The organism is Alcaligenes sp. SORT26 (genome assembly GCF_017377875.1).
Classification (GTDB): domain Bacteria; phylum Pseudomonadota; class Gammaproteobacteria; order Burkholderiales; family Burkholderiaceae_B; genus Alcaligenes; species Alcaligenes parafaecalis.
This window is the reverse complement of record NZ_CP070975.1, coordinates 67,500-80,882: the sequence shown is the minus strand read 5'-3', so window position 1 is coordinate 80,882 and position 13,383 is coordinate 67,500. Positions and strand designations below refer to the sequence as shown.

The window sequence follows — 13,383 nt, the reverse complement described above, 5'->3', positions numbered from 1 at the left end:
TGCTGAACAAAAAATGGGCCGCTTGCAAAAGCGGCCCATTTTTCTTTAGCAATACAGCAACCCTATCAGTCCCCCGTGTGATCCAGGTTCTGATAGCGCATTTGGCGCCCCATGACACCGGCCATCATCAAGAAGAAGGTCAGGCCGCGACGCACCTCCGGCTCCTTGGCCAGCCGTATCAGGCCCATCAGAGTCGGGGTAGTCTCCGTGGCCCGCACTTGATCCGAAGCCATGCGTGCCGCATTTCCAACCGACCAGGCGGCTCCTATGCCCTCCTCAAAGCCCTTCATGAGCTTTTCCAGCATGTAGTCGTCCGTCATGTCCACCAGATCGGCCAACAAGGACACCGCGTCCACCACCCGATTCAGGCGACCACCGGCCAGCAAGGGCTCGATCTTGCCAATCAGTTCGTCCAGGCCCTTGATGCCAGGGTCTTCTCCCAGTAAAGCTTCCAGGGCTGTTGGTTTTTTCTGAGCCGCACCCGCGTCTTCGGGGTTCAAGGATTTATCCGATACCGAATTCATCTGTCTCTCCTGACTTAGACCAAGCCACGGGCCACAGCCCAGTAAATACCCCGATTAAAGCCCTTGCGCAGCAAGCCACCCAGCTTGGTGGGCGGCGTGGGATGCACATCCTCCTTGTAGTCGTACCAGAGCGGCATACCGCCCTCCAGACCCATTTGGGCTACCGCTACCACACGGCCATCGTATTCGTCGCTGGTGCGCCCGAATCGCAGCTCTGAGGCCAGGTTATTGACCACCACGGGCGACTGGTTATGGCAAGAGCCACCCGCCTTGCTGATAGGCAGATCAACGGTGTCACCCAGCACATACACATTGTCCAGACCCAGCACTTTCAGGGTCTGGTGATCGGTAGGCACCCAGCCTTCGTTATCTGCCGCCTGCGAAATGCCGGAATCCCGGACTGCGGCCACAGCCGTAATCGGAGGTGTTGCCATCAGCAAGTCGTAGGGCTCCTCGGCCCCTTCGGCGGAATAGGCAATCTTGCGTTCCGGGTCCACCCGGCTCAAGGTAAAACCACGTTGGTGTTTGATATCCCGGTCTTCAAAAATGGGGGGCAAGACCTGGCAAACCTCGTTCTGCATGAACAGGCAATTACGCAAAAGCTGGGAGGTGGTGGGATAGGTATAGGCAATCTCCACCTTGTCACGCACCCCACGACGACGCAGATACTCGTCCAGCATCAGGGTCGTTTCCACCGGAGCGATCCCGCACTGGTGCGGCACGTTATGGGTTTTGGGGAACGTCACCGTGACCAGCACACGGCCTTTTTCCAGCTTGCTCAGGCGGTCAGCCAGTTGTCGGGCGGGGGCGTGCTGATAGAAGTGGTCTCCCCCTTCTTTCAGGCCCTCGATTTTTTCCGGTGAAGGTACGCAGCCTGTGGACAGCACCAGGTAGTCATAATCAATCTTCTTGCCACTGGCACAGTGCAGGCGGCTGGCCTTGAAGTCAAACCCGCTGACTTCCTCTAGCTGAAAATCGATTTCGGGGCGTAGCAGGGAAATTTGAGGCCGGCGCAATTCATCCCGAAAAAAAGCATCAAAGGCCACATACATAAAAGCGGGCTTGTAATAATGCCAGGGGGAATTGGACAGCATGGTAATACGGACTTTGCCAGAGCGAATCTCTGGATATAACTTGGTCACCAGATGATTGGCGGTCATCGTACCGCCAATCCCACCACCTACAATCACAATATGCTGCACCATCAGTATTCTCCTTAAATGGAAAACTGCGCATAGCAACTTGTATAAATAAAAATTTATAAAACTTATAAAAATCCATAAAAAACAAGAAGATACGCAGTTATAACTGAGACTTCGCAAAGCGAGCTTGGTAATGCGTCCAGCCAGTCTGGAACGAACAAGTATTAAGCAGAAATTAAAACAGCCGTTTATTTATTGATAAGCTGCTTAATCAATTTTATTTATCTCCCACCCGCTTATGATTTTAAAAATCAAGCTGGAGCGCTTATCAAAGCGCCCCAGCTCTCTAATACCTTTTTCAAATCTGGCCTGACTCTGACAATATAGAATAAAAAAAACGCCTGCATCAAGCAGGCGTTTTCTCGTATCGCTAAACCCGAAAGATTAACCTTCGCGTTGGCTGCGACGACGCTCGTGTTCTTTCAAGTAACGCTTGCGCAGGCGAATGGACTTGGGAGTCACTTCAACCAGCTCGTCATCATCCAGGAAGTCCACAGCGTATTCCAGGCTCATGCGGATAGGTGGAACCAGATCAATGTGCTCATCCTTACCGGAAGCACGCACGTTGGTCAGTTTCTTTTCCTTGATTGGGTTAACCACCAGGTCGTTGTCACGGCTGTGAATACCGATGATCATGCCTTCGTACAGGGCATCACCGGGGGACACAAACATGCGACCACGATCTTGCAGTTTCCACAGCGCGTAGGCCACGGCATCACCGTCGTCCTGGCTGATCAGCACGCCGTTACGACGCTCGCCAACCGTGCCTTCACGCATGGGGCGGAACTCGTCAAAGGTGTGGCTCATCAGGCCGGTACCGCGTGTCAGGGTCATGAATTCGCCCTGGAAGCCGATCAGGCCACGAGCGGGAATACGGTACTCCAGACGTGTACGACCACGGCCATCGGCAACCATATCCTGCAAGTCACCACGACGGCGACCCAATTCTTCCATCACGCCACCTTGGTGGCCGTCTTCGACGTCCACGGTCAGTTGCTCGTAGGGCTCCATCTTGACGCCGTTTTCTTCACGAATCAGCACGCGTGGACGCGATACGGCCATTTCGTAGCCTTCACGACGCATGTTTTCGATCAGAATGGTCAAGTGCAACTCACCACGACCGCACACTTCAAACACGGTGTCGTCGTCGGTTTCGTTAACGCGCAGCGCCACGTTGGATTTCAGTTCGCGGTCCAGACGGTCACGCAACTGACGGCTGGTCACAAACTTGCCTTCACGACCGGCCAAAGGCGAGGTGTTCACCATGAAGTTCATGGTCAGTGTAGGTTCGTCAATGCGCAGCAAAGGCAGTGCTTCAGGCGTAGCAGGATCGGTCACGGTGCAACCAATGCCCAGCTCTTCAATACCGTTGATCAGCACGATGTCGCCGGCTTCGGCTTCATCAACCGACACACGCTCCAGACCCTTGAACTTCAGAACCTGGTTGATACGGCCTTTGATAACTTCGCCATCAGGACCGAATTTGACTATCACGTCCTGGGCAGCGCGCACGCGACCACGGTTCACACGGCCTACACCGATCTTGCCCACGTAGGAGCTGTAGTCCAGGGAACAAATCTGCAACTGCAAAGGTGCATTGACGTCATCTTCACGCTGAGGAACGTGCTGCAAAATAGCGTCAAACAAAGGACGCATATCGCCTTCACGCACGTCTTCGGTCAAACCGGCGTAGCCCGACAGGCCCGATGCGTAAATGATAGGGAAGTCCAACTGCTCATCAGTGGCGCCCAGCTTGTCGAACAAGTCGAACGTGGCGTTGATGGCGAAGTCAGGACGGGCACCAGGACGGTCAACCTTGTTGACCACCACAATCGGGCGCAGACCCAGTTCCAGGGCTTTACGAGTCACAAAACGGGTCTGGGGCATGGGGCCTTCAACCGCATCCACCAGCAACAGCACGCCGTCAACCATGGACAGCACGCGCTCGACCTCGCCACCGAAGTCAGCGTGACCGGGGGTGTCGATAATGTTGATGTGGGTGCCTTCGTATTCGACGGCACAGTTCTTCGCCAGAATGGTAATACCGCGTTCTTTCTCGATATCGCCCGAGTCCATGACACGTTCGGAGATATGTTCGTTGTCACGGAACGTACCTGCCTGTCTCAACAATTGATCGACCAGGGTGGTCTTCCCGTGGTCAACGTGGGCAATAATGGCCACATTGCGCAATGCGCGTCTCATAACTCATCCTTCTGATTGAAGTTTTTTGGGCAAAATCTCGGTAGGCAAGCTCTCGATGGCCAGCAAGGCCGACATCGGGTCTTCCATCGCCTGCAACCCGTCCAGGGTGTAGGCGTCGTCGATATGAAAAGGTCCTAACTCTGTCCGGCGCAAGGCCGTCAGATGGGCAAAACACCCCAGAGCACGTCCAATGTCTTGCGCCAGGGTCCGGATATAGGTTCCCTTGCTGCAACGTACAAACAAACGCGCCGATTGCGGCGTAAAGTCTTGCACCTGCAAATCGTGAATCACGAGATGTCGTGCCTCACGTTCCAGCTCTATACCCTGACGGGCATATTCATACAGGGGCTTGCCATCGCGCTTGAGCGCGGAATACATGGGCGGCACCTGGGTAATGGGGCCTCGAAAGGCAGGTAATACGGCCTCCAGGGCCTCAAGGGTCACACCGGCAAACTCTGCCGGGGCCTGAGACACCACATTGCCGGTCAAGTCACCTGAATCGGTTTCCTGACCAAACAGCAAGGTAGCTTCGTAGGCTTTGTCCGCTTCCAGCATGGTGGCGGAAATCTTGGTAGCTCGACCAAAACAGCAAACCAGCAGACCCGTTGCAAACGGGTCCAGGGTTCCAGTATGGCCAGCTTTGCGGGCATCCAGAGTGCGGCGCGCACGCTGCAAAGCGTGGTTGCTGGACATTCCGTCGGACTTGTCCAGTAGCAGCACACCATCAATCAACTGCCCGCGTTTTCGCGTAGCCATTGTGTGTCAATCCGTGAAGAAACAACAGCCGCGTCAGGGCTGTTCGTCCGGCTCGTCCGATTTGGAGGCAGAGCCGTTCAATTCGCTATCGGCCTGGTTGGCGCTGTCGATGAGCTTGGAGAGCTCCATGCCGCGTTCCAACTGTCGGTCGTGATGAAAATGCAGAGTCGGAACGGTATGGATGTGCAGCAGCTTGAACAGCAGCGAGTGCAACCAACCGGCCTTCTCGGTCAAAGCCGCCTGGGCGGCTTCGGGCTCGGCGCCCAGCACCGAGTAATACACTTTGGCGTGAGCGTAGTCAGGAGACAGCTCTACACCGGTCAAGGTGATCAGACCAGCGCGGGTCATATCGATCTCGCGCTGGATCAGGACCGCCAGATCCTTCTGGATCTGGTCGGCCAGGCGCAGATTGCGCCCTGGGTTAGGTTTGGACTTGTGTCGTGCCATAAATTACAGTGTCCGGGCGATCTCTTTGATCTCGAAGATCTCAAGCTGGTCGCCCACTTGGATGTCGTTGTTGCCGCGCAGCGTGATACCGCAATCGAAGCCGGAACGCACTTCTTTGGCATCGTCCTTGAAGCGGCGCAGCGATTCCAGGTAGCCACTCCAATGCACGACGTTGTTGCGCAGCAAGCGAACTTGCGAGTCGCGGCGAACCACGCCCTCGGTAACCATACACCCGGCGATGTTACCAATACGTGACACGTTGTAGACTTCGCGAATTTCAACCATACCGATGACTTCTTCGCGTTGCTCTGGAGCCAACATGCCGGACAGAGCTGCTTTGACCTCGTCGACCGCATCGTAAATGATGTTGTAGTAACGCATGTCGATACCGTTGGCTTCGGCCAGTTTCTTGGCGCTTTGCTCGGCACGTACGTTAAAGCCAATAACAACGGCGTTGGAGGCGATAGCCAGGTTGACGTCGCTCTCGGAGATACCACCCACGGCGGCGTGTACAACCACCACGCGCACTTCGTCGGTAGAGAGCTTGACCAGCGACTGCACCAGCGCTTCTTGCGAACCCTGTACGTCGGTCTTGATGATCAGCGACAGAGTCTGTGTACCTTCGCCCAGGTTGTCGAACATGGATTCCAGCTTGGCGGCCTGTTGACGCGACAATTTCACATCGCGGAACTTGCCTTGGCGGAACAGGGCGATTTCACGGGCTTTACGCTCGTCAGCCATCACGACCAGTTCGTCACCGGCGGCAGGCACATCGGTCAGACCCTGGATTTCGACCGGAATCGATGGACCAGCGGAATTGAGCGACTTGCCCGTTTCATTCAACATGGCACGAACGCGACCGAAGGATGCGCCAACCAGCACGCTGTCGCCACGGTTCAGGGTACCGCTCTGAACCAGGATGGTCGCTACAGGACCACGGCCCTTGTCCAGACGGGCTTCAATGACGGTGCCCTTGGCAGGCGCGTCTACCGGGGCCTTCAGCTCCAGCATTTCGGCTTGCAGCAGCACGTTTTCCAGCAGTTCGTCGATGCCCTGGCCGGTTTTGGCCGACACAGGAATAAAGGGCACATCGCCACCGTATTCTTCAGGAACGACTTGCTCGGCAACCAGTTCCTGCTTGACGCGCTCCGGGTTGGCTTCGGGCTTGTCGATCTTGTTGATCGCCACTACCAGCGGCACGCCAGCGGCGCGAGCGTGGTGAATAGCTTCACGGGTCTGAGGCATCACGCCGTCATCCGAGGCCACCACCAGAATCACGATGTCCGTTGCCTTGGTACCGCGAGCACGCATGGCCGTAAAGGCTTCGTGACCGGGGGTATCCAGGAAGGTAGCGGTGCCGCGATCTGTTTTTACGTTGTAAGCACCAATGTGCTGCGTAATACCACCGGCTTCGCCCGACGCGATCTTGGCGCGACGGATGTAGTCCAGCAGCGAGGTTTTACCGTGGTCAACGTGACCCATCACGGTTACCACTGGAGCGCGTGGCTTCAGTTCGGCATCGTTCTGAGCATCGGTATCAACCAGGAAGGCTTCCGGATCGTCCAGCTTGGCCGCAATCGCTTTGTGACCCAGCTCTTCGACCAGAATCATGGCCGTTTCCTGATCCAGCACCTGGTTGATGGTGACCATCTGGCCCAGTTTCATCAGGTGCTTGATCACCTCGGCAGCCTTGACGGCCATCCGGTGAGCCAGATCGCTGACCGAAATGGTTTCAGGCACGTGAACTTCACGGGCGATGAATTCTGCCACTTGCGGTTCGCGACGATCAGCCTGAGCGTTACGGCCACCACGGCCACCCTTGCCACGACCGGCCTTGGAATTGGATTTCCAGCCTTCACGACCACCACCGGCACCGGCGGAAGCCACATCAGCCTTGGAGGGCTGCTTCTTGCGGCTTGCATCGCTGGTCCAGCCTGGGGTGCTATCGGTCTTGACCGGTTTGCCTGGAACTTTATCGGTTTTGGAACCTTTGGCGTCTTTCTTCTGAGCGCCCTTGGCGCCTGCCTTGCTGTCAGCCTCGGGCTCGGGAGCACGCAAGACTTTACGAGGACGGTTCAACATATCGCGCAAGGCAGCGGCTTCAGCCTCGGCTGCTTTACGGGCGCGATCACGATCCTGGTCTTGCTCCACATCGGCGGCAACAGGCGGAATCACCGGGCCGCGCACGGCACGACGCTGGCTAGTAGCGGCCATATCCCGAGGTTTTCCAGTCGAGGTGGGCGTTTTAGTCCCTTGAGGGTGCTGATTTTTATTCACAGAGTTAGCTTGACGGGCGTCGTTTACAGATTTAGTAGGTTCCACCGGCTTTTCTTGGGCCGTAGGAGAGGGAGCCGAATCGGCCTTTTCCTGAACAGGCGCTGCAGCGTCGGACGGTGCCGATGCAGCAGGTGCTTGTTCCTGAGGCTGAGGCTCGGGTTTCTTTGTATCTTCCTGGGCAGCCACAACGGGCTTTGCAGGAGCAGCAGGTTCAGGCGCGGGCTCAGCAACAGGAGTCGGTTCTGGGGCGGCGACCACTTCGGGTTCAGGCTCTGGCGCAGGCGCAGGCTTGGACTCGACGGGGGTTTCCACCTTCACAGGAGCTTCAGGGGTCGCTGCAACAGGGGCCACCGGCTCGCTGACAGGCGCGGCAGGCGCCTGTTCAACAGCGGGGCTTTCCTGACTGGCCGCCTGGGCCTGAGCAGCTTGCTCCTTGGCATTTTCCTGAGCCAATGCCGCATTGGCCTCTGCCACCAGCTCGGACGGATCACGCTTTACAAACACACGTTTTTTGCGTGTTTCCACCTGAATCGTGCGGGAGCGACCCGACCCGTCATCCTGACGAATCTCCGATGTTTGACGGCGAGTCAGGGTGATTTTATTACCCTCCTGACTGCCGTGCGAGCGGCGCAACGATTCAAGCAGCTTCGCCTTATCCGAATCAGTGATGGCGTCATCAACTGATTTGAGCTCAATACCTGCGCTACGCAACTGTTCCATCAGAACATTCGCAGGCATTTTCAGTTCTTGAGCGAACTGGGCGACAGTGTTACTCGACATTCGACTCTCTCTTGCTTTACTACAACTATTCTTAATGAATACAACGCGCGGGACCTAGCTAGACATATCAGGCCTCGTCGTCAAACCAGTGGGCACGGGCACGCATGATCAGTTCGCTGGCTTCATCTTGTGCCAGGCCGCTCATTTCGGACAGTTCGTCCGTTGCCAGTTCCGCCAGTTCATCCAGCGTTGTAATCTCGTTTTCGGCCAACACGGCGATCAGCTCAGGCGTCATGCCTTCGATTCCAGCCAGTTCCTTGACCGCAGTCTGTACCAATTCTTCTTTGGCAATAGCCTCGCTCAGCAGTGCATTGCGGGCGCGGGCGCGCAGCTCGTTGACGGTTTCTTCGTCAAAGGCTTCGATATCCTGCAGTTCCTGCATAGGCACATAAGCGATTTCTTCCAGACCGGTAAACCCTTCGTCGATCAGAATATCGGCCACGGCTTCGTCCACATCCAGACGGGACATGAAGGTGGCGCGCAATTCTTCGCGCTCTTCGTCCTGACGGTTGCGGCTTTCTTCCGGTGTCATGATGTTGATCTGCCAGCCAGTCAACTCGGAGGCCAGACGCACGTTCTGACCACGCGAACCAATCGCCTTGGGCAGGTTTTCTTCGTCCACCACCACGTCCATGGCGTGCTTGTCTTCATCCACCAAAATGGATTCGACGTGTGCCGGAGCCAGAGCGCCGATCACAAATTCGGCCGGATCATCCGCCCACAACACGATATCGACCTGCTCGCCGCCCAGTTCGTTACGCACCGCAGTGACGCGCGAACCACGCATACCGACGCAAGTACCGATAGGATCGATACGCTTGTCGTAAGCAATAACGGCGATCTTGGCGCGCACACCCGCATCACGGGCGGCTGCCTTGATTTCCAGCAGACCCTGTTCGATTTCAGGTACTTCGTTCTCGAACAGTTCTTTAATAAAGTCAGGGGCCGTACGCGACAAGATGACCTGTTGGCCACGAGCCGCGTAATCCACCTTTTGTACCCAGGCACGCACGCGGTCACCCACGCGGATGTTTTCCTTGGGGATCATTTCCGAGCGTGGCAGACGCGCTTCGATCTTGCCCATTTCGATAATGGCATCGCCCTTATCCATGCGCTTGACCGTACCGGAAACGATGGTTTCACCACGTTCCAGGAAGTCGTTCAGAACCTGTTCGCGCTCGGCGTCACGGATTTTTTGCAGGATGGCCTGCTTGGCCGCCTGGGCACCGATACGACCGAACTCGATAGGCTCGAGCGGTTCTTCGATGTAATCGTCCACTTGCAGCTCGGGATCGATTTCCTGGGCGTCCGACAACATTTCCTGTTTATCGGGCTCTTGCAGGCCGGCCTCGTCGGGCACGACCAGCCAGCGCCGGAACCCTTCATGGGCACCAGTTTCCCGGTCGATTTCCACACGGATATCGACATCTTCCTTGAAGCGCTTTTTCATGGCCGAGGCCAAGGCGCTTTCGAGCGCGGTGAACACGACATCACGCGCTACGGATTTTTCACGCGCCAGCGCATCGACCAGCAATAGAATTTCGCGACTCATCGCTTCTTACCCTTGAAATCAAGAACGGGATCCAATTTGGCACGATCCACCTGGTCATAGGTGAATTCGACCTGCGTCAGCTTGCCCGATGCTTCGTCCAGTTCCAGCCTAAAAACGGTATCCAGCGGAACACTAGCCGGTAGCGCCCCCTCAGGAGCGTGGAGCGTACCCACAAACACTTTCCGATTGTCGACTGCCTCGTGCAGGCGCACTTGCACCCGACTGCCCGCGAAACGCACGTAATCGCCAACGCGCAACAAAGGGCGATCTATCCCCGGCGAGGCGACTTCCATGCGGTTGTATTCCACGTTTTCCACTTCGAAAACGCGCGATAATTGTTTAGACACCCATTCACAGTGTTCGATACGCACCCCTTCCGGGTGATCGATGACGATGCGTAACAAGCCTAGCGGCGCACGCTCCACGTCCACCAGTTCGTACTCGGTACCCGCCAGGGTCTCTTGTGCCAAAGCTAGAATGTCTGCCATAAAATCCAAAAAAAATGGGCTGTACGCCAGCCCATGGTCACCATGCACACTTGAGAGTCAAGCGGGCCCTGGTCTTGCGCATTGCCAACGTCAAATCGGGTAGTTGCAGGCGCAACCGAACCGGATGATCCACGCGGTCTTTGCCTTGAAAGACCGCCCTATTCGCTGGCGCGCAGCATCAAAAAAGACCCAGCCGACACTATCGTCTCTGAGCCAAGTTCTATATTCTACCAGAAAACCGGAAAATACGTGCATTCACACGGCCTTACAGGCCCAAACCGCAGGGTTCGGGCCACAAACTCAAAGTCCGTGCGACTTGGCTTTATCGACGCCCACGCCCCAGATGGGACTCGTGAGCGGCCGAGCTGGCTGGCTGCCAGTCATCATCACGTCGATTAACACGACGCACTACTGTTGTTTTCTTCACGTGAGCCTTAGGCCCCTGCCCTGCACCCGCACGGTCTGTTGCACCGCGACGAGCCGATGGAGCACGCCCTTCCTGAGCACCACGTGCGTGACCGCCACGAGCCTGCTCGCTGCGACCGCCCTGTTCACCGCGCGCCGGACGACGGCCATTGTGAACACGCGCACCTTCTTGCGAGCGACCCTCGTGACCACGACCTTCGTGGCTACGGCCTTCCGAAGAACGACCTTCTGCCGAGCGACCGCGCTGCTGACCACGAGCACCTTGACCGGCACGTGGCGCACCACGTCCGTGACCGCCGTGCTCACGACTGCCGTGTTCGCGACGACCACCATCAGGATGGCCATTCGCCAGACCGCCACTGATAAACAGGGCGCCGCTGACTGACTCATTCACCCGCACATTATTGGACGAACGACCACGGCCACTGGCGACTCGGCCACCACGTCCCATACGGGCACCGCTCAGACCATTGTGCTCCAAAGTACCGAAACCGGGAGGCAAGGCGCTGTCATGCGACAAGGGCTGGCGCTCACGGCGCTGATACGAGCCCTCATCGTCCGATTCTTTAACCAGACCCAAACGCAGCATGAAGGCCATTACCAGGTCGGCATCCAGCTCTTCCCAACGACCACGGCGCAGGCTCTTGGGCAGACCCACATCGCCAAAACGTGTACGAATCAAACGGCTAACCGTGACACCCATGGCTTCAAACATACGACGCACTTCACGATTACGACCTTCGTGAATAGTGACGCGATACCAGCGATTACTGCCTTCACCACCCAGGAACTCGATCGCACCAAACTTGGCCACACCGTCTTCCAACTGCACGCCATCGCGCAAAGACTGCATTTGCTCTTCGCTCAACTCGCCCAGCACGCGCACGGCGTATTCACGCTCGGCACCGTAGCGAGGATGCATCATGCGATTTGCAATATCGCCGGAGGTTGTGAAAATCAACAGACCTTCGGTATTCAAATCCAGACGACCTACGGACAGCCACTTGCCCACTTTCAGGGAAGGCAGACGACCAAACACGGTGGCGCGACCTTCAGGGTCATCGTGCGTCACGATCTCGCCAGCCGGTTTGTGATACAGGATCACACGGGGCGGACGCTTGGCATTGGCACGATTGACCAACTGACCATTGATACGCACCTTGTCTTCGGCGCTGACGCGTTGACCGATATGAGCAGGCTCGCCATTCACCGATACGCGACCGGCGACGATCAACTCTTCCATATCGCGGCGCGAACCGATACCCGCCTCAGCCAGCACTTTGTGCAACTTGGGCTGCACCAGCTCGCTGCCCATGTATTTACCCAAACGCTGCGACAGGCGACCTTGCTTGTCCAAGTGGCTAAAGGCGATGTCATCGTCACCATCCAGCACCACAACGGGAGCATCATCTGCCGGATTCGTGTAACGAGCCTGCTGCGTCGCTGGGCGCTTGCTGGCACCACCGCGCGTATCCTGGCGACGACCGGCAGGAGCAGGCTTGCGGCGATTTTGTGCTGGACGAGCAGGCCGAGCCTTGGCTTCGCTAGGAGCGGCAGCCTGGGCTTCTTCATTCTGGCGAGGGGCGGACTCTTGGGTCGCATCACCACGACGGCGGCGAAACGGGGTACGTAATTTACGTCCCTGGCCTTTTGCGCGTGGGTTTTTAGGATCGGCCGCGCCAGAGGCGTCCGACATAGAGGCTGTGTTCGTCTCGTGCGAATCAGTCATTTTTAATCATTTACTCCAGAGTTTTTTATTTCGTCCGGTACCTGTGCTTCTGATAGGCCAGCCGCAGCCTGGGCCTCATCCAATGGGTCCGGTGTCGTATTCACTTCAGCTTGTGGCGGCTCCCCACTAGGAGCCCCCTCGCGAAAACCTTCCTGACTGCCTGGCTCGGAATCCGGTTCAGACTCCAGCTCAAGCTGAGCAACAGAAGCCAGTACCGGCTCCATGCTCACTTCCAAAGCAGCGTCTTGCTCTGCTTCTTGTTCTATTTCTTGCCCTGCTTCGGAACCCGTCTGCGGCATGGCTACAGAGGCAGACTCTTGCTCTACGCCCTGCTCTGCCGCCAGCTCCTGGCTCTGATCCTGATGATCCAGACCCTGCCCTTGATCCTGCTGTTGATCCTGTTGCTGGTCCGGCCCCTGATCAGGCGATGCAGCCGCTTGCCCGTTTGGCAAGGACGCCAGCACATCCAGGGAGTCCAGAGTTTCAACTGAAGGCAACTCATCCAAAGAACGCAGACCCAGATCATTCAGAAACTGACGGGTCGTTCCCAGCAATGCCGGGCGTCCGGGCGCATCACGATAACCCAGCACTTCAATCCAGCCCCGATCCTCCAGGGTACGCACAATCTGGGTCGATACGCTAACCCCACGTATGTCCTCAATATCGCCACGGGTAACGGGTTGCCGCCAGGCAATAATCGCCAAGGTTTCCAGCACGGCCCGCGAGTACTTGGGCGCACGCTCCAGACTGAGGCGAGACAAAAACACCTGCATGGCCGGGCGACTTTGAAAACGCCAACCCGAAGCGACCTGGACTAATTCCAAGCCACGTTCTTTCCAATCCAATTGCAAGATAGCCAGATAACGGCGCAGATCATCCGCACTCAGCGGCGGGGAGACAAACATTTTGCGCAACTCGGCGCTGTTCATGGGCTGCTGCGCACACAGCAAAGCCGTCTCCAGGACTCGGATTATTTCACTTTCAGTCACTGCTGGGAAGC

General features: G+C 56.9%; 10 protein-coding genes. All 10 read right to left on the bottom strand.

Annotated features, from left to right (window positions below; all coding sequences use genetic code 11):
- Positions 1-65: 65 nt before the first annotated feature.
- Positions 66-524 carry a DUF1641 domain-containing protein gene (locus JYG33_RS00345; RefSeq protein ID WP_207873653.1) on the bottom strand — a complete coding sequence of 153 codons (459 nt, stop codon included), beginning with the start codon at positions 522-524 and terminating at the stop codon, positions 66-68.
- Between the two features lie 14 nt (positions 525-538).
- Positions 539-1,729 carry an FAD/NAD(P)-binding oxidoreductase gene (locus JYG33_RS00340; protein WP_207873652.1) on the bottom strand — a complete coding sequence of 397 codons (1,191 nt, stop codon included), beginning with the start codon at positions 1,727-1,729 and terminating at the stop codon, positions 539-541.
- Positions 1,730-2,110: 381 nt separating this feature from the next.
- On the bottom strand, positions 2,111-3,928 hold the full coding sequence (gene typA, locus JYG33_RS00335) for a translational GTPase TypA (RefSeq protein WP_207873651.1): 1,818 nt from the start codon (positions 3,926-3,928) through the stop codon (positions 2,111-2,113).
- Between the two features lie 3 nt (positions 3,929-3,931).
- A complete protein-coding gene (gene truB / locus JYG33_RS00330; RefSeq protein ID WP_207873650.1) occupies positions 3,932-4,684 on the bottom strand; it encodes a tRNA pseudouridine(55) synthase TruB in 753 nt (250 codons plus the stop codon).
- A 33-nt stretch (positions 4,685-4,717) separates the two neighbouring features.
- Complete coding sequence (gene rbfA, locus JYG33_RS00325) at positions 4,718-5,131, bottom strand: 30S ribosome-binding factor RbfA (protein WP_207873649.1); 414 nt, start codon at positions 5,129-5,131, stop codon at positions 4,718-4,720.
- Positions 5,132-5,134: 3 nt separating this feature from the next.
- Positions 5,135-8,188, bottom strand: coding sequence for a translation initiation factor IF-2 (gene infB, locus JYG33_RS00320; RefSeq protein WP_207873648.1), 3,054 nt, complete (start codon positions 8,186-8,188; stop codon positions 5,135-5,137).
- 67 nt (positions 8,189-8,255) lie between these two features.
- A complete protein-coding gene (gene nusA, locus JYG33_RS00315; protein WP_207873647.1) occupies positions 8,256-9,740 on the bottom strand; it encodes a transcription termination factor NusA in 1,485 nt (494 codons plus the stop codon).
- Complete coding sequence (gene rimP / locus JYG33_RS00310) at positions 9,737-10,228, bottom strand: ribosome maturation factor RimP (protein WP_207873646.1); 492 nt, start codon at positions 10,226-10,228, stop codon at positions 9,737-9,739. Before rimP ends, nusA begins: the two co-directional genes overlap by 4 nt.
- Positions 10,229-10,550: 322 nt before the next feature.
- Positions 10,551-12,383 (bottom strand): 23S rRNA pseudouridine(2605) synthase RluB, encoded by a 1,833-nt coding sequence (gene rluB, locus JYG33_RS00305; protein ID WP_207873645.1) that lies wholly within the window; start codon positions 12,381-12,383, stop codon positions 10,551-10,553.
- 2 nt (positions 12,384-12,385) lie between these two features.
- A complete protein-coding gene (gene scpB, locus JYG33_RS00300; RefSeq protein WP_243430230.1) occupies positions 12,386-13,312 on the bottom strand; it encodes an SMC-Scp complex subunit ScpB in 927 nt (308 codons plus the stop codon).
- Positions 13,313-13,383: the final 71 nt, after the last annotated feature.

Excerpts from the sequence above, each read along its gene's own strand:
- JYG33_RS00340 (WP_207873652.1), bottom strand. The coding sequence starts at position 1,729 with ATGGTGCAGCATATTGTGATTGTAGGTGGTGGGATTGGCGGTACGATG.
- infB (WP_207873648.1), bottom strand. The coding sequence starts at position 8,188 with ATGTCGAGTAACACTGTCGCCCAGTTCGCTCAAGAACTGAAAATGCCT.
- typA (WP_207873651.1), bottom strand. The coding sequence starts at position 3,928 with ATGAGACGCGCATTGCGCAATGTGGCCATTATTGCCCACGTTGACCAC.
- rimP (WP_207873646.1), bottom strand. The coding sequence starts at position 10,228 with ATGGCAGACATTCTAGCTTTGGCACAAGAGACCCTGGCGGGTACCGAG.
- JYG33_RS00345 (WP_207873653.1), bottom strand. The coding sequence starts at position 524 with ATGAATTCGGTATCGGATAAATCCTTGAACCCCGAAGACGCGGGTGCG.
- rbfA (WP_207873649.1), bottom strand. The coding sequence starts at position 5,131 with ATGGCACGACACAAGTCCAAACCTAACCCAGGGCGCAATCTGCGCCTG.
- rluB (WP_207873645.1), bottom strand. The coding sequence starts at position 12,383 with ATGACTGATTCGCACGAGACGAACACAGCCTCTATGTCGGACGCCTCT.
- nusA (WP_207873647.1), bottom strand. The coding sequence starts at position 9,740 with ATGAGTCGCGAAATTCTATTGCTGGTCGATGCGCTGGCGCGTGAAAAA.
- truB (WP_207873650.1), bottom strand. The coding sequence starts at position 4,684 with ATGGCTACGCGAAAACGCGGGCAGTTGATTGATGGTGTGCTGCTACTG.
- scpB (WP_243430230.1), bottom strand. The coding sequence starts at position 13,312 with ATGAACAGCGCCGAGTTGCGCAAAATGTTTGTCTCCCCGCCGCTGAGT.